General features: G+C 74.7%; 21 protein-coding genes. 13 read left to right on the top strand and 8 right to left on the bottom strand.

The genetic code is table 11. The features are described from left to right. The first annotated feature begins 54 nt into the window (after window positions 1-54). Complete coding sequence (locus ACIQ9P_RS18995; RefSeq protein WP_402356801.1) at window positions 55-231, top strand: hypothetical protein; 177 nt, start codon at window positions 55-57, stop codon at window positions 229-231. A 112-nt stretch (window positions 232-343) separates the two neighbouring features. Here the strand turns inward: ACIQ9P_RS18995 and ACIQ9P_RS18990 are convergent, their stop codons facing one another. Next, complete coding sequence (locus ACIQ9P_RS18990) at window positions 344-2,551, bottom strand: ATP-binding protein (protein WP_402356798.1); 2,208 nt, start codon at window positions 2,549-2,551, stop codon at window positions 344-346. Window positions 2,552-2,817: 266 nt separating this feature from the next. On the opposite strand from ACIQ9P_RS18990, the gene ACIQ9P_RS18985 reads away from it, so the two are divergent. From ACIQ9P_RS18985 to ACIQ9P_RS18975, 3 genes are all read left to right on the top strand, one after another. Next, the gene (locus ACIQ9P_RS18985; protein ID WP_402357047.1) at window positions 2,818-3,450 is read left to right on the top strand and encodes a response regulator; all 633 of its coding nucleotides are present in this window, start codon (window positions 2,818-2,820) and stop codon (window positions 3,448-3,450) included. A gap of 130 nt (window positions 3,451-3,580) precedes the next feature. After that, window positions 3,581-5,980 (top strand): ATP-binding protein, encoded by a 2,400-nt coding sequence (locus tag ACIQ9P_RS18980; RefSeq protein WP_402356795.1) that lies wholly within the window; start codon window positions 3,581-3,583, stop codon window positions 5,978-5,980. Between the two features lie 203 nt (window positions 5,981-6,183). Next, window positions 6,184-7,539 (top strand): M28 family metallopeptidase, encoded by a 1,356-nt coding sequence (locus tag ACIQ9P_RS18975; protein WP_402356792.1) that lies wholly within the window; start codon window positions 6,184-6,186, stop codon window positions 7,537-7,539. 75 nt (window positions 7,540-7,614) lie between these two features. On the opposite strand, the gene ACIQ9P_RS18970 is transcribed toward ACIQ9P_RS18975, so the two are convergent. Beyond that, window positions 7,615-9,315 (bottom strand): acyl-CoA dehydrogenase family protein, encoded by a 1,701-nt coding sequence (locus tag ACIQ9P_RS18970; protein WP_402356789.1) that lies wholly within the window; start codon window positions 9,313-9,315, stop codon window positions 7,615-7,617. 64 nt (window positions 9,316-9,379) lie between these two features. Continuing rightward, window positions 9,380-9,970, bottom strand: a complete 591-nt coding sequence (locus tag ACIQ9P_RS18965) for a PadR family transcriptional regulator (protein WP_402356786.1) — start codon at window positions 9,968-9,970, stop codon at window positions 9,380-9,382. Between the two features lie 201 nt (window positions 9,971-10,171). Here ACIQ9P_RS18965 and ACIQ9P_RS18960 point away from each other — a divergent pair, with 201 nt between their 5' ends. Beyond that, a complete protein-coding gene (locus tag ACIQ9P_RS18960; RefSeq protein ID WP_037778888.1) occupies window positions 10,172-10,642 on the top strand; it encodes an SPW repeat protein in 471 nt (156 codons plus the stop codon). A 79-nt stretch (window positions 10,643-10,721) separates the two neighbouring features. Here ACIQ9P_RS18960 and ACIQ9P_RS18955 read toward each other — a convergent pair whose 3' ends face one another. After that, the gene (locus ACIQ9P_RS18955; RefSeq protein ID WP_402357044.1) at window positions 10,722-12,113 is read right to left on the bottom strand and encodes a class II fumarate hydratase; all 1,392 of its coding nucleotides are present in this window, start codon (window positions 12,111-12,113) and stop codon (window positions 10,722-10,724) included. A gap of 203 nt (window positions 12,114-12,316) precedes the next feature. Beyond that, entirely contained in the window at window positions 12,317-13,045 is a 729-nt protein-coding gene (locus tag ACIQ9P_RS18950) for a carbon-nitrogen hydrolase family protein (protein ID WP_402356783.1), read from the bottom strand. A 210-nt stretch (window positions 13,046-13,255) separates the two neighbouring features. On the opposite strand from ACIQ9P_RS18950, the gene ACIQ9P_RS18945 reads away from it, so the two are divergent. Then, complete coding sequence (locus tag ACIQ9P_RS18945; protein WP_402356780.1) at window positions 13,256-15,157, top strand: cholesterol oxidase substrate-binding domain-containing protein; 1,902 nt, start codon at window positions 13,256-13,258, stop codon at window positions 15,155-15,157. A gap of 97 nt (window positions 15,158-15,254) precedes the next feature. On the opposite strand, the gene ACIQ9P_RS18940 is transcribed toward ACIQ9P_RS18945, so the two are convergent. Then, window positions 15,255-15,857, bottom strand: a complete 603-nt coding sequence (locus ACIQ9P_RS18940; protein WP_402356777.1) for a helix-turn-helix domain-containing protein — start codon at window positions 15,855-15,857, stop codon at window positions 15,255-15,257. 69 nt (window positions 15,858-15,926) lie between these two features. On the opposite strand from ACIQ9P_RS18940, the gene ACIQ9P_RS18935 reads away from it, so the two are divergent. Both ACIQ9P_RS18935 and ACIQ9P_RS18930 read left to right on the top strand, forming a co-directional pair. Continuing rightward, window positions 15,927-16,664 carry an AzlC family ABC transporter permease gene (locus ACIQ9P_RS18935; RefSeq protein ID WP_402356774.1) on the top strand — a complete coding sequence of 246 codons (738 nt, stop codon included), beginning with the start codon at window positions 15,927-15,929 and terminating at the stop codon, window positions 16,662-16,664. Beyond that, window positions 16,664-16,972: an AzlD domain-containing protein gene (locus ACIQ9P_RS18930; RefSeq protein WP_402356771.1), complete on the top strand. Its 309-nt coding sequence runs from the start codon at window positions 16,664-16,666 to the stop codon at window positions 16,970-16,972. Before ACIQ9P_RS18935 ends, ACIQ9P_RS18930 begins: the two co-directional genes overlap by 1 nt. A 22-nt stretch (window positions 16,973-16,994) precedes the next feature. On the opposite strand, the gene ACIQ9P_RS18925 is transcribed toward ACIQ9P_RS18930, so the two are convergent. Beyond that, the gene (locus ACIQ9P_RS18925) at window positions 16,995-17,330 is read right to left on the bottom strand and encodes a hypothetical protein (RefSeq protein ID WP_402356768.1); all 336 of its coding nucleotides are present in this window, start codon (window positions 17,328-17,330) and stop codon (window positions 16,995-16,997) included. Window positions 17,331-17,364: 34 nt separating this feature from the next. Beyond that, window positions 17,365-18,048 carry a GNAT family N-acetyltransferase gene (locus ACIQ9P_RS18920; protein WP_402356765.1) on the bottom strand — a complete coding sequence of 228 codons (684 nt, stop codon included), beginning with the start codon at window positions 18,046-18,048 and terminating at the stop codon, window positions 17,365-17,367. Between the two features lie 107 nt (window positions 18,049-18,155). On the opposite strand from ACIQ9P_RS18920, the gene ACIQ9P_RS18915 reads away from it, so the two are divergent. From ACIQ9P_RS18915 to ACIQ9P_RS18895, 5 genes are all read left to right on the top strand, one after another. Beyond that, a complete protein-coding gene (locus ACIQ9P_RS18915) occupies window positions 18,156-19,346 on the top strand; it encodes an acyl-CoA dehydrogenase family protein (protein WP_402356762.1) in 1,191 nt (396 codons plus the stop codon). 92 nt (window positions 19,347-19,438) lie between these two features. Beyond that, the gene (locus ACIQ9P_RS18910) at window positions 19,439-19,837 is read left to right on the top strand and encodes an ADP-ribosylation/crystallin J1 (protein ID WP_402356759.1); all 399 of its coding nucleotides are present in this window, start codon (window positions 19,439-19,441) and stop codon (window positions 19,835-19,837) included. Between the two features lie 201 nt (window positions 19,838-20,038). Beyond that, window positions 20,039-20,917: an alkaline phosphatase family protein gene (locus ACIQ9P_RS18905; RefSeq protein WP_402356756.1), complete on the top strand. Its 879-nt coding sequence runs from the start codon at window positions 20,039-20,041 to the stop codon at window positions 20,915-20,917. A 334-nt stretch (window positions 20,918-21,251) separates the two neighbouring features. Continuing rightward, entirely contained in the window at window positions 21,252-21,731 is a 480-nt protein-coding gene (locus ACIQ9P_RS18900; RefSeq protein ID WP_402356754.1) for a hypothetical protein, read from the top strand. A gap of 200 nt (window positions 21,732-21,931) precedes the next feature. Further along, window positions 21,932-23,269, top strand: a complete 1,338-nt coding sequence (locus ACIQ9P_RS18895) for a multidrug effflux MFS transporter (RefSeq protein ID WP_402356751.1) — start codon at window positions 21,932-21,934, stop codon at window positions 23,267-23,269. Window positions 23,270-23,280: the final 11 nt, after the last annotated feature.

Genomic DNA, 23,280 nt, shown 5'->3' with positions numbered 1-23,280 from the left:
CAGAGCGGTCGATCGGTCGGACCGTTCGAAGCGAAGAAGTCTGGAGCACCACTCATGGCAACGAACACGAGATCGAAGACGTTCGGCGTCGCATCCGTAGTCGTCGGCATCGCCACCGCCACCGTGGTCATCAGGAGCGCCGTCGGCGCGCTGGCCAAGGCGGCGCCCGCCGACGGGACCACGGTCACCGAGTGCCGCTGCAAGCCGGGCGAGAAGGACTGCAAGCCCTGACCCCTCCGCGCCCTCCGCCCGCGGCGTCCCCTCGTCCCTCTACCGTCCCCCGCCCGTGCCCCCGCGCTCCACGCGGGGGCACGGGCATCGACCCGTGGCGGACCGGGGACCGTCAGGCGCCGGGGCGCGGACCGCGGGAGGGATGGCGGGGGAGGACGGCGAGGACCCGGGTGCCGCTGGTGCGGGGGAGCGGGCCGACGGTGCAGCGGCCGCCGATCTCGGCCGCCCGGTCCGACATCGACCGCAGTCCGACCCCGTCGGCCGGGCCGGTCCCGGTGGGGCCCGCGTCCGGGCGCTGCTCCGGGCCCCTGGCCGGGCGCTGCCCCGGGCCCGCCTCCGGGTGCTCCTCGGCGGGTGTCCGGGGGTCGCCGAAGCCGACCCCGTCGTCCTGGACGGTCAGGGTGAGGTGCGCCTCGTCCACCCGGAGGGCCACCTCGGCGTGCCGGGCGCGGGCGTGGCGGAGCACGTTGTTCAGGGCCTCGGCGGTGATCCGGTACGCGGCCACCTCGACGGCGGCGGGCAGTTCCGGCAGCGGGTCCGGCCGCAGCGTGGTGCTGACGGCGAGGCCGTCGCCGCTGAACGTGGCCGCCAGGTGCTCGATGGCCCGGGTGAGGCCGAACTCGCCGAGCGGGGCGGGTCCGAGCCGGTCGGTGATCCGCCGGACTTCCTTGATCGTCAGCGCCAGGTCGCCGGAGATGCCCTGAAGGGTCGGCGCCAGCACGTCGGCCGCCGCCCCGGCGGCGACCGAGGCCGCGTTGTCGACCCGCAGCCGCAGGCCCGCCAGTGCCGGTCCGAGCCCGTCGTGGATGTCCCGCCGCAGCCACCGCCGTTCCTCCTCCCGCGCCGCGACGATCTGTTCCCGGCTGGCCTGGAGGTCCTCCTGGAGCCGCAACGAGGCGACGGCCGGCGACGCCTGGTCCGCCAGTGAGCGCAGGATGTCGATGTCGCTGGGGTCGAGCCGCTCCTCGCCCGCCCGCAGCCCGACGGTCAACTCCCCGATCGTCGTGCCGTGGTGGACCAGCGCGAAGCCCTGCACCGGCCCGTCCAGCCGCCCCACCGCGGCCAGCGGGCGCCGCCCGGCCCGGGTGGTGACGGCCAACGCCACACCCGGCAGCCGCAGTTCCTCGGCGACGGTGCCGCACAGCGCGGACGGCAGCCGCTCCGGATCGACGACCTGCCGGACCTGCCCGGCCAGGGTGCGGAGAACCTGGTAGGGCTGGGCCCGTTCGCCGTAGTAGAGCCGGTCCACGACGCCCACCGCCCGCCGGGCGGCCCGGGGCAGACCCGCGCCCAGGGCGAGGAGCAGGGCGATCAGGACCAGGGCGGCGCCGCCCCGGCCGGGCACCAGCCAGCCCGAGAGCACCGCCGCGCAGACCACGAACACCACGGTGAGCCCGGCGGCGAGCAGCAGGCCGGTGAGCACGGACCGGGCGGCCCGGTCCAGCCGCCACCCGCCGCCGCGCACCACCAGGAACGCCACCGCGACCGCCCACACCGCGCCCGCCGCCGTGAACAGCGAGTAGCTCAGCCAGTACTCGTACTGGAACCGCCGGGTGTAGTAGTCCTGCATGCCGGCCCACAGCAGGTAGGCGCCGAGCAGGCCGGCCAGGTGGGCGCGGTGGCGGCGCGCGCTCCGGCGGAGCAGCCGGACCAGCAGCACGGCCGCCGCGACGCCGATCAGCAGGTAGTTGACCGGTTCGTAGAGACGGTCCAGGTGGTCGGACACGGAGCCGAAGGCGTTCGCGGCCGCGCTGTCGGCGAGCGGATTCGGGCGGCCGAACACGGTCGCCCGGTCCAGGAAGGACATGGTGTCGGGGAGCGTCCAGAGGGTGACGGCGCCGATGTACCACCACCATCCGCGGGCGGTGAGCCGTCCGGTCGGCAGCCAGAGCGGCAGGACGTAGAACAGCGTGGTGCTGACCGTGTCGCACACCGCCCGCACCACGGCCGCCGCGCCTACGAGCCCGGGGTCGGAGACCTCCACCCAGACGGGCGCGGCGGCCGCGCTCGGCAGCATCGACGTCAGCGCGTAGACGAGCATCACCCAACCGAGTGGATTTCCCGGCCGGTGGGCGTGCAGCAGCATGCCCGCGCCGGCGGTGGGCAGCGCGTAGAGCAGGATCGCGAGCTGGTCCCGGGGGGCCTCCACCCCCGGGGAGTCGAGGTGGACCAGGACGTAGCAGACCCAGAGGGTGGCGACCGCGAGGCAGAGCACGGTGAGCGCCGCGGCCCCGGTGAGGCTGCGCCGGGCGGGCGTCCGGCGCGGCGGGGCCCCGGCGGGTGTGCGCGGCAGGGGCGGGAGAGGGGTCACCGTGGTCATGGCACCGCCTAGGGAGGGGTGAGGGCGGGGTCCACCGGGGGCCGGTCGCCGGATCGGGCGCGTTCTCCCCAGTCTCGGCCGCCCGCCGTCCCGGGCGCATGGGGCAGCGGTCTCGTCCGCCCCGGCCACCCGGCCATTCGGTCACGGAAAGTCACACTGGCATCGCTGGTAGTGTCGGCCAGGTGGATGAACAGCAGCCCTCCGAAGCCCCCCGGACCGGGGGACCGCACCCGGACGAGGAGTCGGCGACCGCACCCGTCCGGGTCCTGATCGTCGACGACCACCCGCTGTTCCGGGAGGGGCTGCGGGCCGCCCTGGAGAGCGCCGAGGGCATCGTCGTCGTCGCCGAGGCCGAGCGGGTGGCCGAGGTGCCGGAGGCGGTCGCCCGCCACCGTCCGGACATGGTCGTGATGGACCTCTCGCTGCCGGACGGCTCCGGACTGGAGGCCACCCGACGGCTCTCCGCCGACCCGCCGTCCCCGCCCGTACTGATGCTCACCATGGCGGACGACGACGGGAGCCTGCTCGCCGCGCTCCAGGCCGGGGCCCGCGGCTACCTGGTGAAGGGTGCGGGCCGGGAGGAGGTGCTGCACGCGGTGCGGACGGTCGCGGCCGGCGGCGCGGTGTTCGGCGCGGACGTGGCCGAGCGGATCACCACCCTGCTGGCCGGTGCGCGGGTGCGCGAGGCCGGGCAGCTGTTCCCGGCGCTCACCGCCCGCGAGGCGGAGGTGCTCGACCTGGTGGCCCGGGGGCTGGACAACCGCCGGATCGCCCGCGAGCTGGTGGTCGCGGAGAAGACGGTGCGCAACCACGTCACCCACATCTTCGAGAAGCTGCACGTCGCCACCCGGGCGGAGGCCGTGGCCCGGGCCAGGGACATGGGCCTCGGCGACAGCTGACCCGGGCGGCGGTCCGACCGCGCGCCCGGCCCCGGACCGTCGTCCGACCGCGCGCCCGGGACCGGGACCGGACCGGCGTCCCGCGCCCCCGGGACGCCGGGACACCGAGGATGCGGGAGAGGAGGCTCTCATGAGCGAACCGGCCGCGACCTCGGCCACCACCGGCACCGGGCCCGGCGCCGCGTCCACCGGCACCGCCGCTTCCACCGGCACCGCCGCGCACCACGGGCCGCCCGCCGCGCCCGCGCGGCCGTCGGCCCCCCGGCCGGGCAGCCCGTCCGCACCGCCCCGGCGCGGCGGCCTCACCCCGGCCGCCTGGGCCTGTGCGGCGACCCTGCTCAGTGGCTTCGGCTGGGTCCTGCTCGCCGTCACCCACCAGGACGCCGCCTGGGCCACGCCGTTCTACCTCCACGACGGCGAGACCGTCCTCCTCGGCTTCGCGTTCGCGCTCTCCGGGCTGCTCGTCCTCGCCCACCGAGCCGGACCGGGAGCCGAGGAACCGGCGCCCGCCCGGGCCTCCGACGGCGGCCCCGGCTCCGGCATCGGTACCGGCATCGGGGCCGCCCCGGCCCCGACCGGGGCACCGGCGGGCCGAAGCCTCGGCCACTGTCTGCTGGCCGCCGGTCTCGGCGGCTGCCTCTCCCGCTTCGCCCTCCTCGCGGGCGCCGCCGCCGACGCCGGACCGGCGGTCCGGGCCCTCGGCGCCGGGCTGCTGCTCGCCTCCGTCACCCTGTTCGTCTTCGTCTCCCTGGCCCTGCCGCTCTGGCTGCCCGAGGGGCGGTTGCCCGGCGGGCCGGGCCGCGCGTTCGTCGCGGCCGTGGCCGTCTGGAGCGCGCTGCACGCCTGCGCCGTGCGGCTCGGCAGCCCGCTGCCGTACTTCGGCGACGTCCTCGTCCCGGACGGGCGCGGACTGCCGCTCGACGAATGGCACGCCACCCTGGTCGCCTGGGGCATCGTTCTCACCAGCCTGACCGTGGCCGCCGTCCGCTGGCGCCGCTCCGCGCGGCCGCACCGCAGCGTCACCGCCGTGCTGGTGCCGTACCTGGTGTGGCTGGTCACGACCAACATCGCGCTGCGGATCGGGGGTTCGGAGAGCGTCGCGGCGGTGGCCTACTTCGCCGGGTCGGCGCTGTGGATGCTCGGCGCGGTCGGCTACGCGTTCACCCGCGACCGTTCCCGCTACCTCGACCGGGCGACCCGCCGGATGCTCAGCGTGCTCGCGGTCATCGCCCTGCTGATCGCCGGCTACCTCGGCATCGCCCTGCTGCTGCGCCGCGCCCTGCCGGAGGCCAGCAACGCGGGCGCGCAGCTGCTGGCGGCCGGGGCGCTGGCCATCGGCGGACTGCTGGGGCCCACCACCCGCTGGGTCGTGCGGGCCGTCGACCGCTTCTACTACGGCGACCGGGCCCGCCCCTACCAGGTGGTGCGGGCGCTCGCCGAGCGTCTGAGCCGCGCGGTCAGCCCGGCCGACGCCCCGCCGCTGCTGTGCGACACCGTGGTGGGAGCCCTCGGCCTGCCCGGCGCCCGCGTGGTCCTGCACACCCGCACCGGTCCGCACGAACTCGCCTCCGTCGGCACCGTCGGCCCCGACAGCCAGGTGTTCCCGCTCAGTTACGAGGGCGCGGTGATCGGCGACCTCTACGCGCCGCCGCGGGCCGGGCAGCCGGAACTGGACGCGCAGGACCACGAGGTGCTCCGCTTCCTCGCCGACCAGGCCGCGCCCGCGATCGCCTCGCTGCGGATGTACGAGGAGCTGCAGCGCGGGCGGCGGCAGATCGTGCTCGCCCGGGAGGAGGAGCGCCGCCGGTTGCGGCACGACCTGCACGACGGGCTCGGGCCCACGCTCTCGGGGCTGCGGCTGGGGGTCGACACGGCCAGGGCGGCCGTGCCGGAGGGTTCGTCGGCGGCCCGCTCGCTGCGGGCGGTGTCGGCGGGGATCGGGCAGGCGATCGACGAACTGCGGCGGATCACGGAGGGGTTGGCGCCCGCCGCGCTGGCGGGGGAGGGGCTCGCGGTGGCGCTGCGACGGCTGGTCGCGGAGCTGGACGGGCCGCGGGTCCGGATCGCGCTGGTGCTGGACCCGGACCCGCCGCCGGCGCTGGCGGCCGCGGTGGAGGTGGCGGCGCTGCGGATCAGCGGCGAGGCGCTGCACAACGTCCTGCGTCACTCGGCGGCCGGGCAGGCCCGGCTGACGCTGCGGGTGCGGCCGGAGGCGGTGGTGGTCGAGGTCTGGGACGACGGCCGGGGCTTCCCCTCGGGCCCGACGGACCTGTCGGACCTGTCGGACCTGTCGGACCTGCCCGAGCAGCCCGGGTTGTCGGAGCTGTCGGAGCCGCTCGACGGGGCGGACCCGGCGCGCGGGGGCGGTCGTCGGTCGGTCGGCCGGAGCGGGTCGGGACTGGGGCTCCGCTCGATGGCCGAGCGCGCCGAGGAGCTGGGCGGCCGCTTCAGCACGGGCAACCACGACGGCGGCGCCCTCGTCCGTGCGGAGCTGCCCCGCACCCCGGACCGGCCGTCGGCCGACGGCTGACGGCCGCTCCCGGCCGCCGCTCCACGCCGCCCGCCCCGGCGGCCCTTCTCACCCCTGCCTCTTGACGGGACCGGACGCACCCTCAATCATCATGGTCGCGTCAACTTTGCGATGCGATGTCGGCCCCACACCCCCCTCACCATCCCGACGCCGCCCGCGAACGGCGCGCTTCCGTTCTGCCCCATCAGATACCGGAGCCTCCATTGACCGAGCGCGCCCCGCGGCGATCCCGCCTGCGCCGATCCGCCCTGTCCGCCGCCGCCGTCGTCACCCTCGCGGCCGCCCTCCTGACCCCGGCCGCCGCCGCGGCGCCCTCGGCGCCGTCCCCGGCCGCCCCCGTCGCCGCCCCGGCGACGGCCGCCGCCCCCGACATCCCGGTGGCCAACGTCAAGGCCCACCTCGCCCAGCTCCAGTCGATAGCCACCGCCAACGGCGGCAACCGCGCCCACGGCCGGACCGGCTACAAGGCGTCCATCGACTACGTGAAGGCCAAGCTGGACGCGGCGGGCTACACCACCGCGCTGAAGACCTTCAGCTACAACGGTTCGACCGGCTACAACCTCATCGCCGACTGGCCCGGCGGCGACACCTCGCACGTCGTCATGGCCGGCGCCCACCTGGACTCCGTCACCGGCGGGCCGGGCATCAACGACAACGGTTCCGGCTCCGCCGGCATCCTGGAGACCGCGCTCGCCGTCTCCCGGGCCGGTCTCACGCCCTCCAAGCACCTGCGGTTCGGGTGGTGGGGCGCCGAGGAGTACGGCATGGTCGGCTCCAAGAACTACGTCAACAGCCTCTCCGCGGCCGACCGTTCGAAGATCGACACCTACCTCAACTTCGACATGATCGGCTCGCCCAACCCCGGCTACTTCACCTACCGCTACGACAGCGCGCTCGACGCCCTGTTCCGTGACTACTTCGCCGGTATCGGCATCACCACCGAACAGGACTTCGAGGGCGACGGCCGGTCCGACCACGCCCCGTTCCAGGACGCGGGCATCCGGGTCGGCGGCCTGTTCAGCGGCGCCGACTACACCAAGACCAGCGCCCAGGCCGCGAAGTGGGGCGGAACGGCGGGCCAGCCCTTCGACCGCTGCTACCACTCCTCCTGCGACACCAGCGCCAACATCAACGACACCGCGCTGGACCGGATGACCGACGCCATCGCCTACGCGATCTGGACCCTGTCGGCCGGCAGCACCACCCCGCCCACCGGCACCGTGTTCGAGAACACCGCGGACGTGCAGGTCCCGGACAACGGGGCGGCGGTCACCTCCTCCGTGGCCGTCACCGGCCGCACCGGCAACGCGCCGTCCGCGCTCCAGGTCGGGGTGGACATCAAGCACACCTACCGCGGTGACCTGGTCATCGACCTGGTCGCGCCGAACGGCACCTCGTTCCGGCTGAAGGCGTCCAGCAGCGACTCCGCGCCGAACGTGCTGACCACCTACACGGTGAACGCGTCCGCGGTGGCCGCCAACGGGACCTGGAAGCTCAAGGTCCAGGACGTGGGGCCGCAGGACACCGGCTACATCGACAGTTGGAAGCTCACCTTCTGACGGTCCGCCGGTGACACGACTCCGGGGGTGCCGGTCCGCCGACCGGCACCCCCGGGTTCCGCACGGGCGGGGCGGCTACTCGGCCATCTCGTAGGCGCCCGAGAGCGCCTCGACCATGCCCCACACCTTCGCCGTCCGGGCGCCGTCCGCGACCGGGCGGCGCACGTGCGCCAGCGCCCACGCGGCCTGCGCCTCGGTGGTGGACGCCTTGCCGTGCAGCTCGGTGGCGTGCGCGGAGAAGTCCCGCACCAGCGCGTCGAAGACCTGGTCCAGCAGGTCCTGGTCCAGCCCGGTGAGCTCGGCCTGCTCCAGTACCAGCTGGCCGTAGACGATCAGCGCGAACAGCTGGCCGATCTCCAGCAGGAAGTCCAGGTCCGCCTGCTGCTCGGCGCTCGGCGCGTGCTCCAGCAGCAGCGCGCAGAAGCCGTCGGCCTGCTCGCGGAACCGGGCGACGTTCGGCAGGTGCCCGTGCGCGTCGTAGGCGGCCCGCCAGTCGTGGAAGCGGATCGCGCCGAGGCCCCGGGCCGGGCCCTGCCGGAACAGGAACTCGTCGTCGGCGGCGTCCCGGCGGGTCGGCACCGCGGGGTACTCGGCCGGGGCGAACAGGTAGTTGGCCATGAACTTGAGGATCAGCGCCAGGTTGACGTGGACGGTGCCCTCCAGCTTCGGCAGGCCCCGGATGTCCTTGGCGGCCTTGTCGAAGTAGGTGTCCGCCTCGAAGCCCTTGGCCGCGATGACGTCCCACATCAGGTCGATGACCTTCTCGCCCTCCGTGGTGACCTTCATCTTGGTCATCGGGTTGAAGAGCAGGTAGCGGCGGTCCTCGGGCGAGGCGGTGCGGAAGTAGTCCACCGAGCGGGCGGCGAACAGCTTCATCGCCACCAGCCGCGCGTAGGCGTCCGTCAACTCGCGGCGCACGTGCGGGAAGTCGGTGACCTTCTTGCCGTAGAGCACCCGGTTGTGGGCGTGCGTCACGGCCTCGTACATCGCGTGCTCGCAGATGCCCACGGAGGCGGTGCAGAGGTTGAACTTGCCGACGTTGACGGTGTTCAGCGCCGCGTCGAAGGCGGCCTTGCCGGTGTGCAGCACGTCCTCGGCGCGGACCGGGTACTCCTCCAGCCGGAACTCGCTGACGTACATCTGGGCGTTCACGACGTTCTTGACCAGGTGGTACGCCTCGTGCCGGCTGTCGGCGGCGAAGAAGACGTAGCCCTCCGGCCCCTCGACGTCCGAGCGGCGGCCGAACACCGAGACCAGGCCGGCCACGTTGCCGTTGCCGATGTAGTACTTGGAGCCGGTGGCGGTGAAGCCGCCCTCGCCGTCCGGGGTGAGGACCATGTCGGTCGAGTAGATGTCGGCGCCGTGGCTGCGCTCGGAGAGCCCGAACGCCATGACGTGGCCCTCGGCGAGGAGCTTGGCGGCCCGCGCCCGGACGGCCTCGTTCTCGCTCTGCCAGACCGGGCCGAGGCCCAGGATGGTGACCTGCCAGGTGTACCAGTAGCCGAGGCCGTAGAAGCCCAGGATCTCGTTCAGCTCGGCGATCCTGGCGGTGTCCCAGCGCTTCTCCGGGTCGGCGGCGGACGGCGTCAGGAACTCGGCGAACAGCCCTTCCTTGGCGGCGAATTCGAGGAAGTCGGCGTACCAGCTGCGATCGATGTAGGTGTCGATCAGCGCCTTCTTGCCGCGCGACTCGAACCAGTCGACGGTCGCGCGCAGCAGTCGGCGGGTCGGCTCGTCGAACTGCGCGGGGTCGTAGGTACGCGGGTTGAAGAGCATCGCGGGCTCCCGGGGTCGAGGGTGGAGAGCTGGGGGTGGAGGGTGGGGCGAGGAGTGCGCAGGGTCAGGCGGTGGCGGTGGCGGTGGCGGTGTCGGACGAGGGGGAGGAGGCGTCCGCGGCCAGCTCGCGCAGGGTGGCGAGCACGTCGTCCAGCCAGGCGAGCGTCATCCGCTCGTACTCGATCCCGCCGCGCAGCACCACGTGCTGGAGCCGCTGCCGGGCGTCGAGCGCCTCCGGGGCCGGGAAGTCGCGCCCCTCGCCGTAGAGGTAGTGGGCGAGCAGGGCGGCGTGGCCGTCCCGGTGCCGTTCGACCTCGGGGATCAGCGCGGCGGGGTCGTCGAAGGCCGCCGCTCGGATCCGCACGGCGAGCTCGTGGCGGACCGTCTCCGCCTCGACGGGTTCGCGCAGCCAGGCGGCCAGCGCGGTCCGGCCGGGCGCGGCCGCCGAGTACACCTTCTTGTCCGGCCGCCCGTCCTGGGCGACCTCCTCGACCGAGACCCAGCCGTCCGTCTCCATCCGCCGCAGCACCCGGTAGATCTGCTGGTGGGTGGCGGTCCAGAAACGGCCGATGGACCGGTCGAAGCGCCGGGCCAGCTCGTAGCCGGAACCGGGCTGTTCCAGCAGCGAGACGAGGATCGCGTGCTCCAGTGCCATGGGCGGCATCCTGCTATGCAACGAGTTGCATACGCAATGGCGGCGGGCGGGGTTGAGACGGAGGTCACCCGGTCGGGCGGGGGCCCGGAGCGGCGGGTGGGCAGGGTAGCTTCCCCGGCGAAAAGGTGCAAAACGGCCCAACGGCGCCAGAATGGTACTGGGCTTGCGCCCTCCATGTTCTGCACGTAGGAGGTGGTATCGGTGTCTACCCAGATCCCGATGGGCATGGAGCACCATCCGGACATCGTCGAACTCCGGGAGCACTACGAGCGGGTCACCCTGACCCCACGGGCCCAGGCCGTCGAGGCCCTGGCCGTTCTGGCCGGTCTGTTCCTGGCGGCCTCGCCATGGATCGTCGGCTTCACCGCTTTCAGCACGCTGACGGTCACCTGCCTGATCGTCGGCATCGCCTACTGCGTGCTGATGGCCGGCTACGGCTCGGCGTACGAGCGCACGCACGCACGGGCCTGGGCCGCTACCCTGCTCGGCGCGTGGACGTTCGTGTCCCCGTGGGTCGTCTCGGGTGAGGTGAACCGGGGCAAGAACATCGTGACCTGCATGATCGCGGGTGGCGTGATGTTCCTGCTGGGGCTCGCCGCCATCTCGATGGCCACCATGACGTCGAACGGAGCCGCGATGCGGCTCGGCCGGGCCGGCCGAGCCAAGGGCTGACGTCCGACGGAAGCCCGGAACCCGGGGCGCGGAACGGCGAGGCCGCCGTCCGCGCCCCGGGCGCGCGCCGTCCCGGATCTCAGGGCCGGGTCATCCGCAGGACGTCCAGCGCCTCGTCCAGCTGCCCGACCGTGAGCAGCCCCTGCTCGACGTACCCGCGCTCCAGGACCACCTGGCGGATCGTCCTCCGCTCGGCCAGCGCCTGCTTGGCGACCTTGGCCGCCTCCTCGTAGCCGATGTACCGGTTCAGCGGCGTGACCACCGAGGGCGAGGACTCCGCGTACTCCCGGGCCCGCTCGACGTTGGCGGTGAGGCCGTCCACGGTCCGGTCGGCCAGCAGCCGGGCGCTGTTGGCGAGCAGCCGGACCGATTCCAGGACGTTGCGGGCGATCACCGGCAGCATCACGTTGAGCTCGAAGTTCCCGCTCGCCCCGGCCACGGTCACGGTGGCGTCGTTGCCGATCACCTGGGCGGAGACCATCAGCACCACCTCGGGCAGGACCGGGTTCACCTTGCCCGGCATGATCGAGGAGCCGGGCTGGAGGTCGGGCAGGTTCAGCTCGCCCAGGCCGGTGCGCGGGCCCGAGCCCATCCACCGCAGATCGTTCGCGATCTTCGTGAAGCCGACCGCCACGGTGCGCAGCTGGCCGCTCAGTTCGACCAGGCCGTCCCGCGCGCCCTGCGCCTCGAAGTGGTCGCGGGCCTCGGTCAGCGGCAGGTCGGTGGTGCGCGCGACCTCCTCGATCACCGCCGCCGCGAAGCCGGGCGGGGTGTTGATGCCGGTGCCCACCGCGGTGCCGCCGAGCGGCAGTTCGGCGACCCGGGGGAGGGTGGCCAGCAGCCGCTCCCGCCCGTGCCGGACCTGCGCCGCGTAGCCGCCGAACTCCTGCCCCAGGGTGACCGGGGTGGCGTCCATCAGATGCGTCCGGCCGGCCTTGACCACGCCCGCGAACTCGGCCGCCTTGCGCTCCAGGGCCTCGGCCAGGTGCTCCAGCGCGGGGATCAGGTCGTGGCTGACGGCGGCGGTGGCGGCGATGTGGATCGAGGACGGGAACACGTCGTTGGACGACTGGCTGGCGTTGACGTGGTCGTTGGGGTGCACCGGCCGGCCGAGGCGTTCGCCGGCCAGGGTGGCGATCACCTCGTTGGCGTTCATGTTGGACGAGGTGCCCGAGCCGGTCTGGAACACGTCGACCGGGAACTCGTCGTCCCACCGGCCCGCCGCGACCTCCTCGGCGGCCGACACGATCGCCCCGGCGGTCTCCTCGTCCAGGACGCCCAGCCTGGCGTTGACCCGCGCGGCGGCGGCCTTGATCCGCGCCAGCGCGGCGATGTGGGCCCGCTCCAGGCGCTGGCCGGAGACCGGGAAGTTCTCCACCGCGCGCTGCGTCTGCGCCTGCCACTTCGCCGCGGCCGGCACCCGCACCTCGCCCATCGAGTCGTGCTCGATCCGGTACTGCTCGTCACCCATCGTGCGCTGCACCTCCTGAACGGTCCCGGTCGGACCGGGGGCCGGGGACCCCTGCGGATCCAGGGTCCCCGCTCCGGCCGGGTTCGGCTTCCGCTGACCACAGCCGCGCGCGGGCCCGGGGTATTTCCGGGCCGGACGCGGTGCCCTCGGGCCCGGACGGTACGCGCCCGGACGGAGCACATACCCGGGCCCGACACTCGTGACTACCCCAGGACGGCGGTCACCACCTCGCCCGTCCCGGTGCCCGCCTTGGCGACCTCGCTGCCGTCCGGGGCCCAGACGCCCGAGCCGCCGGAGCTGTCGGCGAACTCGCCGCTCGCCCCGGCGGCGGTCGCCAGCACCACCCAGACGCCGTTGTCCGCCGCCCGCGCCGGGTAGCGGGCCGCCTTGGTGGCCAGCGCCTCCGGATTCGTCCCGTACAGGGTGGAGGCGACGTACGCCTCGGCGCCGAGCCCGGACAGCAGCTCGGCGTGCCCGGGGTTCGCGGCGTCGGCGCAGATCGCCAGGCCGAGGCGCCGACCGTCCAGTTCCAGCAGGGCGGGCCGATCGCCGGCGGCGAAACGCTCGGGCTCGTTCCCGTAGAGGTTCATCTTGCGGCAGGCGATCGAGGCGCCCGTACCGGTGACGGCGAGGGTGGCGATGAAGTCACGGCCGTCCGGGTCGGTCACCGGCGCGCCGACCAGGGCGGTGGCGCCGGTCTCGGCGCAGGCGGCGACCAGCGGCGCGAGGCGCTCGTCGGACGGGTCGACCGAGGGCGCGGCGAGGTCGTAGCCGGTGAGGGAGAGCTCGGGGAAGACCACCAGCCGGGCGGTCCCGGCCGCGCGGACTGCGGCGGCGTGGCGCCCGACGTTGACCGCGACGGTGTCGGGCCGGCCCGGTTCGGCGCAGGCGGGCTGCGCGACGGCGACGGTCAGGGGTGCGGACGCGGGCACGGCGGGGCCTCCGGAGAAGATCGGGAACGTCGATCACGATCAACCTACGAGTGCACCGGGAAATCCGGCAAGGTTCATTACTTCGAGTGAAGATCATGAGCCGGGGCGGGGGGCTCCGGCCACTGCTTCGTACGCTCACCCGGAATCGGGGGAGAAATCGGACGCGGGTCCACCGGACACGGTCCACCGACACGGGACACAGGGGCGGGCATGACGGAAGCAGCGGACCACCAGCACCACCGGCACCACCGCGGACGGGGCCGGGACGACCGCCCGGAGCCCGACCGGGCGGGGGACGGCAGCCTCAGCCGCCGCCGACTCCTCGGCATCTCCGCCGCGCTCGGCACCACCGGCTGGCTGGTGACCGGCACCGTCGGACCGGACAGCGCCCGGGCCGCCACCCCCGTCCCGCCCGACCTGCCCGTCGGCACCGAACTGTTCCAGCGGGTCTACCGGAACTGGTCCGGCGAGATCGCCACCGACCAGCTCTGGACCTGCGCCCCGCGTACCCCCGAGGAGGTCCCGGCGCTCGCCGACTGGGCCCGCGCCCACGGCTGGCGCCTGCGCGCCCAGGGCCACCGGCACACCTGGGCGCCGCTCACCGTCGCCGCCGGCACCCCCGGAGCGGCCCGGGTGCTGCTGCTCGACACCACCCGCCACCTCACCGCCGTCACCGCCGACTCGCCCACCACCGTCCGCGCCCAGACCGGCGCCACCATGGAGGCCCTGCTCGCCCACCTGGCCGACCGCGGCCTCGGCCTCACCGCCGTCCCCGCCCCCGGCGAACTCACCGTCGGCGGCGTGCTCGCGATCGGCGGCCACGGCACCGCCGTCCCCGCCGCGGGCGAGACACGCGCCGACGGACACGGCTACGGCTCGGTCAGCAACCAGGTGACCCGGCTGACCGCCGTCGTCCTCGACCCGGCCACCGACCGCTACACCCTGCGGACCTTCGACCGGTCCGAGGCGGACAGCGCCGCCTTCCTGGTCCACCTCGGCCGGGCCTTCGTCACCGAGGTGGTGCTCCGGGCCGGCGCCGACCGCCCGCTGCGCTGCGTCAGCCGGCTGGACATCCCGGCCGCCGAACTGTTCGCCCGCCCCGGCACCACGACCGGCCTCGGCGGCCTCTTCCGCCCGCGCACCTTCGCCGACTTCGTCGACCGCGACGGCCGGGCCGAGGCGATCTGGTTCGCCTACACCGACCGGCCGTGGCTGAAGACCTGGAGCATCGCCCCGAACCGCCCGCTCGGCTCCCGCGCCGTCGACGAGCCCTACAACTACCCCTTCTCGGACTCGATTCCGGAGCCGGTCGCCCGGCTGGCCGGCGACCTCCTCGCCGGAGCCTGGGGATCCGCCCCGCTGTTCGGCCAGCTCCAGTACCTGATCGCCGCGGTGGGACTCACCGGCGACCTCACCGACGTGCTGCTGTCCGGCGGCCTGCTCCGCGACCTGCTCACCGGCGAGGTGCTCACCCACCTGCTCGCCGGCGGCCTGCGTTCCGACCTCTGGGGCCCCTCCCGCACCCTGCTCCAGTACGTCCGCCCGACCACCCTGCGGGTCACGGCGAACGGCTACGCGGTCCTCGCCCGGCGCGCCGACCTCCAGTGGGTGGTGGCCGAATTCGCCGACCAGTACCGGCGGTTGCTCGACGACTACCGGACCCGCGGCGAGTTCCCGGTGAACGGCGCGGTGGAGATCCGGGTCACCGGCACGGACGACCCGGCGGCTTCCGGGGTGCCCGGCGCCCGGCCGCCGCTGCTCTCCGCGCTGCGCCCGCGCCCGGACCGGCCCGAGTGGGACACCGCGGTCTGGCTCGACGTGCTCGGCTTCCCCGGCACGCCCGGGCTGCACCGCTTCGCCCGGGACCTCGAACAGGCCCTGCTGCGCTCCTTCGACGGCACCCGGGCCGGTCTGCGGGTCGAGTGGTCCAAGGGCTGGGCCTACACCGAGGACGCCGCCTGGGCCGACGCGGACATGCTGGACCGGGTCATCCCCGCCAGCCACCGTGCCGGCGGCGGCGCCGGCTGGGACGAGGCGGTCACCGTGCTGGACCGCCACGACCCGCACCGGGTGTTCGGCAATCCCTTCCTGGACCGGCTGTTGAAGCTCTAGCCGGGACCGGGACCGGGGCCGGAGCCGGAGCCGGGGTCGGAGTGGGGCCGGGGGCGAACGGGCGGGCGAGCCGGGTGGGCCCGCCCGCCCGCCGCCCTCAGACGTGCTCCATCACGATCACCGCGAGGGTGCCCGGCGCCAGGGCCCGGAACACGTGCGGGGCGTCGCCCGGGTAGCTCACGTAGTCGCCCGGGCCCAGCTCGACGGGCGCCCCGGTCGGCCCGGCCAGGGCCCGTCCGGCGCCCAGCAGCACATGCTCGACGGTGCCCGGCATGTGCGGGTCGGAGGCCCGGGTCTCGCCCGGCTCGGCCTCGATCCGGTAGATGTCGCGCCGGGCGTTGGGCGGGCAGGAGGCCAGCAGGGTCGCGGCGTAGTCGGCCCGCTCGGAGTGGGTGACCGGACCCTCGCCGGCCCGCACCACCCGGACCACCGGGCGCGGCGGGTCGACCAGTCGGCTGAACGGCACGTCCAGCGCGACGCCGAGCGCCCACAGTGTCTCGACGCTCGGATTGCCGACGCCCGACTCCAGTTGGGAGAGCGTCGACTTGGCGATTCCCGCGCGGCGGGCCAGCTCGGCCATCGACAGTCCGGCGCGTTCGCGCTCGCGCCGGACCGACACCGAGATCAGCTCGATCAGTTCGCCCCCCGGGGCGCCGCTGCCTTCGGTGCCGCGGTCGGATCCGCTGCTGCTTCCACTCATTCGCGTTCGCTCCACAGGTCCAGGCGTTCGCCTTGACGAACGACACCGATCGGGTTCACTCTACTGGACATGCGTTCGCTCCTCCGAACCCTCGAACGGGCCACCCTCCGCGACATCGCCCTGGTGTGCCTCGCGGACGCCCTGGTCGGCGCCTCGTTCGGGGCGATCTCCGTCTCCGGCGGCCTCCCCCTCTGGGTGCCGGTCGCCATGTCCGTCCTCGTCTTCGCCGGGGGCTCGCAGTTCGCCGCCGTCGGCATCGTGCTCTCCGGCGGCGGCGCGCTCGCCGCCGTGGTCACCGGCCTCGTCCTCAACGCCCGGCTGCTGCCCTTCGGTTTCACCGTCGCCGACACCCTCGACGGCCCGGTGTGGCGGCGGCTGCTCGGCGCGCAGCTGCTCACCGACGAGTCGGTCGCCTTCACCCTGCTCCAGCCGGACCCGCGCCGGCGCCGGGCGGCGTACTGGGTCTGCGGCCTGGCCCTGTTCCTGATCTGGAACGCCTCCGTCCTGGCCGGTGCGCTGGCCGGCGGACTGATCGGCGACACCGACGCGCTCGGGCTGGACGCGGCCTTCCCCGCCGTCCTGCTCGCGCTCGTCCTGCCCTCGCTCACCGACCGCCGCACCCGCACCGCCGCCCTGACCGGCGCCGCCGTCGCGGTGGCCGCCACCCCGTTCGTCCCGGCCGGCCTGCCGGTGCTGCTCGCGCTGGCGGGACTGCTGTTCGCGGGTCGCCCGCAGCCCCCGGCCGGGGGCGACCCCGCCGCCGTGGCCGGGGGCGAACGCCGACCGCTCGCCGAGGAGGTCCACTGATGTCCCTGCTCGCCATCCTCCTGCTCGCCGCCGGCACCTACGCGTTCCGGCTGGCCGGCCCCCTGCTCGGCGGCCGGCTCACCGTCTCGGACCGGCTGCGCCACCTGCTCGCCGTCGCCGCCGCCGTGCTGCTCGTCGCCCTGGTCGCGACCGGCGCGCTCACCGACGGATCCCACTTCGCGGGCTGGGCCCGGCCGGCCGGTGTCCTGGTCGCGGGCGTCCTGGCGCTGCGGCGCGCGCCGTTCCCGCTGGTGGTGGTCGCGGCCGCCGCCACCACGGCGGTGCTCCGCCTCTGCGGGGTCGCCTGAGACCGCGGCGGGGAGGCGGCCGTCAGCCGGCCTCCTCCTCCCGGGCCTGGGCCTCCGCGAGCCGCTCCTGCTGCACCTCGGGGTGCTTGCTGTCCCACAGCAGCTCCCACACCCGGAACACGCAGTGGTAGTCCCGCATGCTCCCCTGAAGGATCAGCAGATAGCTGTCGCCGTCCCGCAGCAGTCGGCGCCGCCGGGCGTTGAACGGGTGCTGCGGGGTGTAGGCCGGGACGAGCCGCCGCAGTTCGGCGACGGCGTCCTCCCGGGTGCCCGCCACCTCGGCGAGCACCTTGCTGCCCCAGATCCGGTGGTCCCCGACGCCCTCGGTCTCCTCGACCACGACAGCCCAACGTCCCACGGTCCACCCCTCGCTCGTCCGTGTGCGAAAGCGGTCATCGTAGCGACGCGGCCGTCCGGCCCGCCGAGGCGGGCCCGGTGGTGTCGGTGGTGCCGGCGGTCACCGGCAGCGCCTTGATCTCCTTGACCGCCTTGACCGCCTTGAAGTAGATGGTCGTCGCGTGCGGCGCTCCCGTCGGGTCGGTCGCGAAGTCCGGCACCGTGCCGACCCGGGTCCAGCCCGCCGCCGCGTACAGCCGTTCGGCCGGACTGTCCGTCTCCGTGTCGAGCACCAGCGTCCGGATCCCGCGCCCGGCGGCCGCCGTCTCCAGGGCCGCCAGCAGCCGGCCGGCCAGACCGCGGCCCCGGTCGGCCCGGTGGACCATCAACTTGGCCACCTCCGCCCGGTGCCGGCCGTTGGCGGTCGACGCCGGACGCAGCTGCACCGTGCCCGCGATCCGCCGGCCCGCGTCCGAGCCGGCGCCGGCGCCGGAGCCCGATCCCGAGTCCGCGTCCGAACCGGAGACGGCTCCCGCCGCCGGGCGCGCGACCCAGAGCAGCAGCCGCCCCGCCCCGATGTCCGGGGCCAGCGCCCGCCACCAGTCGGCCGCCGCGCCGGGGTCGAGCGGGGCGAGGAAGCCGAGGGAGGCGCCGCCGTCGACGGTGTCCGCCAGCAACTCGCCCAGCCGCTCCGCCGAGCCGAGCAGTTCCTCCGCCGTCAACGGCTCGACTGTGTACATGCTCACTCCCTCGTTCCGGACCGTCCCGGGAGGCGTCCGGTGCGCGATACTCGCCGGTACCCAACGCCGCGACCCGGTTCGCGCCGCCGAGACTACAAGGAGCTTCCATGGCGAAGCCGACCAGGATCGACCCCGCCGACCTGCTCGCCGTCGGTGACCTGCTCACCGACGAGGAGCGGCTCGTCCGCGACACCGTGCGGAAGTTCACCGAGGACCGGATCCGTCCGCACATCGGCGACTGGTTCGAGCGCGGGGTCTTCCCCGCCCGCGAACTCGCCCCCGAACTCGGCGCCCTCGGCGTGCTCGGCATGCACCTCGACGGCTACGGCTGCGCCGGCTCGACCGCCGTCGCCTACGGGGTCGCCTGCATGGAACTGGAGGCCGCCGACTCCGGCCTGCGCAGCTTCGTCTCGGTCCAGGGCTCGCTGGCGATGCGTTCCATCCACGCGTTCGGCTCGGAGGAGCAGAAGCAGCGCTGGCTGCCCGGCCTCGCCGCCGGGGAACTGATCGGCTGCTTCGCCCTCACCGAACCGGACTTCGGCTCCGACCCCGCCAACATGCGCACCCGCGCCCGGCGCAAGGGTGCCGGCGAGGGCGCCGACTGGGTGCTCTCCGGCTCCAAGATGTGGATCACCAACGGCTCCCTCTCCGACGTCGCGGTGGTCTGGGCGCAGACCGAGGACGGCGTCCGGGGCTTCCTGGTCGAGCCCGGTATGCCCGGCTTCACCGTCACCGACGTGCACGGCAAGCTGTCGCTCCGCGCCTCGGTGACCAGCGAGCTCGCCTTCGACGAGGTGGTGCTGCCGGCCGACGCCGTACTGCCCGGCGTCACCGGGCTGCGCGGACCGCTCTCCTCGCTCAACGAGGCCCGCTACGGCATCCTCTGGGGCACCGTCGGCGCCGCCCGCGACTGCTACACCGCCGCTCTCGACTACGCGAAGAGCCGGGTCCAGTTCGGCCGCCCGATCGCCGGGTTCCAGCTGACCCAGCAGAAGCTGGTCGAGATGATGCTGGAGGTCGAGAAGGCGTACCTGGTCGCCCTGCGGATCGGCCGGCTCAAGGACGAGGGCGCGGCGCGACCGGCCCACGTCAGCTTCGGCAAGCTCAACAACGTCCGGGCCGCGCTGGAGATCGCCCGCAGCGCCCGCACCGTGCTCGGCGCCAACGGCATCACCACCGAGTACCCGGTGCTGCGGCACGCCAACAACCTGGAGTCGGTGCTCACCTACGAGGGCACCGGCGAGATCCACACCCTGATCCTCGGCGAGGCGATCACCGGCGAGGCCGCGTACCAGTGACCGGCCCACGGGTGCCCGGTGCCAGGCGTCCGGTGCCCGGTGCCCGTGAAAACCGGTTCCGGTCCGGGCCGTTCATGGTTAATTTCGTGTCCATGAACGGCCCGACGACCCAGCCCAGCACCGCGCCCACCACGCCAGCCGTGGCCACCACGACGCTCTGGCGCCCGACCGGCCCCGAGGAGCTGGCCCTGGTCGCGGCCTCCGACTGGCGGGCCTGGCCACCGCGCCTGCCCGACCAGCCGATCTTCTACCCGGTGCTGAACGAGGACTACGCGATCCGCATCGCGCGGGACTGGAACGTGCCCGCGTCCGGGGTCGGCCACGTCACCCGCTTCGAGGTGGAGACCGCCTTCCTGAGCCGGTACCCCGTCCGGCAGGCCGGCGGCCGGACCATCCTCGAACTCTGGGTACCGGCCGAGGAGCTGGCGGAGTTCAACCGGCACATCGTCGGGCGCATCGAGGCGGTGCACGAGTTCCGCCCGCCGCGGTGACCCCGCCGCGGTGACCTCCGGCGGGTTACTCCCGTCCGGCGCCGACCGCGGCCGGCGCCGGACGGACACGGCCAGGACATCCGGTGTTGTCCGGGAGGCAACCTCGCGGTCCGGCGGGCCGTGAAGCATGGCCGGGTCGCCGTCGCCCGCCCCGGCGCGGGCACGGTCGGCACCCGCACCGTGAAAGGAACCGCCCCGCTCATGTCCATACCTCCGCTGCCGCGCCCCCGGGTCCTCGTCGTCGGGATCGACGGCGTCCGGTACGACCTGCTGGAGCAGGTCCCGATGCCGAGGCTCGCGGAGGTCGCCGAGGCCGGCTTCCTGGTGCCCGTGACGGTGGCGGAGTCCACGCCCACCATGTCCGGACCGTGCTGGGCCACCATCGTGACCGGCGTCGAGCCCGCGAAGCACGGCGTCTGGGGCAACCACCTCGGCGGCAACCGGCTCGACGTCTTCCCCGACTTCACCACCCGGCTGGCCCGGGGCGACCGCCGCCGCACCTTCGTCGCGGCCGGCTGGGACCCGCTGGTGATCGGCGAGTCCGGCGGACCGCTGTTCCGCGCGCCCGGCCGCCTCTGCTACGTCGCCCCCGCCGAGGACACCCCCGAGGCGTGGGAGGCCGTCGACGAGGAGGTCACCCGGGAGGCCGTGGACGTGCTGCGCGACGCGGACCCGGAAGCCTCCTTCGTCTACCTGGGCGCCGTCGACGAGACCGCGCACTTCCTCGGCTGCGGCGAGGAGTACCGCGCCTCGATGCGCGCCGCCGACGAGCGGCTCGGCCGACTCCTGGACGCGGTCCGCGCCCGGCCCGGCCACGCCGAGGAGGCGTGGACCGTCATCGTCGTCACCGACCACGGCCACGTCGACGTGGGCGGCCACGGCGGGCGGACCGTCGAGGAGCGCACCGCCTGGGTGGCCTGCGCCGGTCCGGGCATCCCCGCCGCCCCGCCGACCGGGGAGATCCGCCACCCCGATGTCGCGGCCCAGGTCTACGCCGCCCTCGGCCGGCCGATCGACCCGCACTGGACCCTGGACGGCCGACCCTTCCCGGTGGCCCTGCCCGCCGCCGCGGCGGCCTGACCCGCCCGCCGGCCCGGCCCGCACACCCTCCGGCGGCGTCCGGCGCCCGGGTGACCCGACACGCCGTCGCGGCACCCGGGCGGCCCCGGCCGGGCTGCGCGCCGACCGGTCCCGGGCCAGGCTCGTCCGGGGTGAACCCCGAGACCGGTCGGACGCGTGTACCTCTCAAGGTGGAGGCCGTACCCCCCAAGGACGGCGGTGGATCAAGACCTCCTGGTGACGACCGGCCCCCCGGGGCCCGCCAGGATGGAAGACAACGGGGAGCCGCTCCCGGCCCCGACGGGTCTCGGGGAGCGGACGCTGAGCAGCAGGGCGCGGGAGAGGACACACGGGCATGAACGGCATCGCGGGCAAGATCGCCATCGGAGTGGTCGGTACGGGCATGGCCGCCGCCGTCGCCGCCGTGGCGGTCGGGCCGAGGGTCGCCGAGTGGTACGACGGCCGGCACCAGGAGCAGGGCACCTATGCCAGCGGCAGCGAGGCCAAGGCCGACCGCCGCTCGATGCCGACCTGGCTGCCCGACAACGCCTCGTCGGTCCGCTACCTGATGTCCACCACGGGCGACGACCGCCTGCTGCGGGCCACGGTCCCCGAGGGGCGGCTGCCGGCCGGCTGCACGACCACCGCGACCGAGAAGGGCAACCACCTGGCGCCGGTCACGCTGAAGGCGGGCTGGTTCCCGGAGGGGATCACCTCGAAGGTCACCGGCTCCTGCGGCCACTACAAGGTCACCCTGACCGGTAACCAGCTCTACGCGTGGCAGGACGGCGCCGCCGTGCAGGCCGCCCTCCGGGCCGAGAAGCTTCCGCGCTGACCTGACGTCCCTCCGCCGGGGCTCCCGCGTCGGCGGACCCGGTCGTCCCGGGGCACCCCCCCGGGCCGCGCCGGGGCGGCCGGGCCGGGGCCGCGCGGCGGTGAAATGGTCCGGGCGGCGGCCCCCGGCTGTCGGTGGCCGGGAGCGCTGGGGTAGGACGGAGCGAGCACGATCGCCGTGCCCGTTCCGAGAGGAGCCCCATGCCTGGTCCGACCGCCGGCTCTGCCGGTGACACGTCGACCGCCCCCGCCACCCCCGCCAAGGACGCCGCGACCACCGGCGACGCCGCTGCCACCGACGCTGCCGCGGCCTCCGGCGGCGCGACCGGCCGCGCCGCCATCGTCGTCCTCGGGGGCCTGGTCGCCCTCGGCCCCCTCACCACCGACCTCTACCTGCCCGGCCTGCCCGCGATCGCCGACGACCTCGTCGCCCAACCGGCCGCCGTCCAGCTCACCCTCACCTTCTCGATGTTCGGCGTCGCCGCCGGGCAGCTGATCTTCGGGCCGCTCAGCGACCGCTTCGGGCGCCGGCCGCCGCTGCTCGTCGGACTCGTCGTCTACACCCTCGCCAGCGTCGTCTGCGTGATCGCGCCCGACCTGACCGTCCTGATCGCCGCCCGCTTCGTCCAGGGCGCCGCGGGCGCCGCCGGGCTGGTCATCGGCCGGGCCGTCGCCCGCGACCGCTTCGAGGGCGTCGCGATGATCCGTTTCCTCGCCTCGATCACCCTGATATCCGGCCTCGCCCCGATCCTCGCGCCGCTCTTCGGCGCGCAGATGCTGCGCTTCACCTCCTGGCGCGGCACCTTCGGCGCCCTGGCCGCCCTCGGCCTCCTGCTCACCCTGGTGGCCTTCGCCGCCCTGCGCGAGACCCTCCCGGCCTCCGCCCGGCGCGGCGGCGGCCTGAGCGCCACCCTGCGCACCATGGGCGGGCTGCTGCGCGACCTGCCGTTCCTGGGGCTGCTGCTGACCAGCACGTTCGCCTTCGGTGCGCTGTTCGGCTACATCAGCGGCTCCTCGGTGGTGCTCCAGCACGTCTACCACGTGTCGCCGCAGACCTACAGCCTGCTGTTCGGGCTCAACTCGGTGGCGATCGTCGGCGCCACCCAGCTCAACGGGCGGGTCCTCGCGCCCCGGTTCACCGCCGACGCGCTGATGCGCACGGGCCTCGCGGTGATGATCGCCGCCGGGGTGTCCCTGGTCCTGGTCACGGCGGTCTGGGACCTCGGGCTGGTCGCGGTCTGCGCCTCGCTGTTCGTGATGATGGCCAGCCTCGGCATGGTCCTGCCGAACTCGGCCGCCCGGGCGCTGAGCCTGGTCGCCCCGCAGTCCGCCGGTTCCGCCTCCGCGCTCCTCGGTACCGGCACCTTCCTCTGCGGTGCCCTGGTCGCCCCGCTCAGCAGCCTGGGCGGCAGCCCGTCGGCGGTGCTGCTCGCGGTCGTGGTGCTCAGCTGCGCGCTGCTCTCGGCGGCGTCCTACCTGCTGTTGCTCCGGCCCGCGCGGCCCGTCCCGGCCGACGCGGTGGAGCCGGCCGCCGCCTAGGTCCACCGCCC

The organism is Kitasatospora sp. NPDC094019, assembly GCF_044764505.1.
In the GTDB taxonomy this organism is placed as follows: domain Bacteria; phylum Actinomycetota; class Actinomycetes; order Streptomycetales; family Streptomycetaceae; genus Kitasatospora.
Note: the sequence above shows the minus strand (reverse complement) of the source record. Positions and strands in the feature narration are given on the sequence as shown.

Excerpts from the sequence above, each read along its gene's own strand:
- ACIQ9P_RS18995 (WP_402356801.1), top strand. The coding sequence starts at position 55 with ATGGCAACGAACACGAGATCGAAGACGTTCGGCGTCGCATCCGTAGTC.
- ACIQ9P_RS18990 (WP_402356798.1), bottom strand. The coding sequence starts at position 2,551 with ATGACCACGGTGACCCCTCTCCCGCCCCTGCCGCGCACACCCGCCGGG.
- ACIQ9P_RS18980 (WP_402356795.1), top strand. The coding sequence starts at position 3,581 with ATGAGCGAACCGGCCGCGACCTCGGCCACCACCGGCACCGGGCCCGGC.
- ACIQ9P_RS18970 (WP_402356789.1), bottom strand. The coding sequence starts at position 9,315 with ATGCTCTTCAACCCGCGTACCTACGACCCCGCGCAGTTCGACGAGCCG.
- ACIQ9P_RS18965 (WP_402356786.1), bottom strand. The coding sequence starts at position 9,970 with ATGGCACTGGAGCACGCGATCCTCGTCTCGCTGCTGGAACAGCCCGGT.
- ACIQ9P_RS18955 (WP_402357044.1), bottom strand. The coding sequence starts at position 12,113 with ATGGGTGACGAGCAGTACCGGATCGAGCACGACTCGATGGGCGAGGTG.
- ACIQ9P_RS18945 (WP_402356780.1), top strand. The coding sequence starts at position 13,256 with ATGACGGAAGCAGCGGACCACCAGCACCACCGGCACCACCGCGGACGG.
- ACIQ9P_RS18940 (WP_402356777.1), bottom strand. The coding sequence starts at position 15,857 with ATGAGTGGAAGCAGCAGCGGATCCGACCGCGGCACCGAAGGCAGCGGC.
- ACIQ9P_RS18935 (WP_402356774.1), top strand. The coding sequence starts at position 15,927 with ATGCGTTCGCTCCTCCGAACCCTCGAACGGGCCACCCTCCGCGACATC.
- ACIQ9P_RS18930 (WP_402356771.1), top strand. The coding sequence starts at position 16,664 with ATGTCCCTGCTCGCCATCCTCCTGCTCGCCGCCGGCACCTACGCGTTC.
- ACIQ9P_RS18920 (WP_402356765.1), bottom strand. The coding sequence starts at position 18,048 with ATGTACACAGTCGAGCCGTTGACGGCGGAGGAACTGCTCGGCTCGGCG.
- ACIQ9P_RS18915 (WP_402356762.1), top strand. The coding sequence starts at position 18,156 with ATGGCGAAGCCGACCAGGATCGACCCCGCCGACCTGCTCGCCGTCGGT.
- ACIQ9P_RS18910 (WP_402356759.1), top strand. The coding sequence starts at position 19,439 with ATGAACGGCCCGACGACCCAGCCCAGCACCGCGCCCACCACGCCAGCC.
- ACIQ9P_RS18905 (WP_402356756.1), top strand. The coding sequence starts at position 20,039 with ATGTCCATACCTCCGCTGCCGCGCCCCCGGGTCCTCGTCGTCGGGATC.
- ACIQ9P_RS18900 (WP_402356754.1), top strand. The coding sequence starts at position 21,252 with ATGAACGGCATCGCGGGCAAGATCGCCATCGGAGTGGTCGGTACGGGC.
- ACIQ9P_RS18895 (WP_402356751.1), top strand. The coding sequence starts at position 21,932 with ATGCCTGGTCCGACCGCCGGCTCTGCCGGTGACACGTCGACCGCCCCC.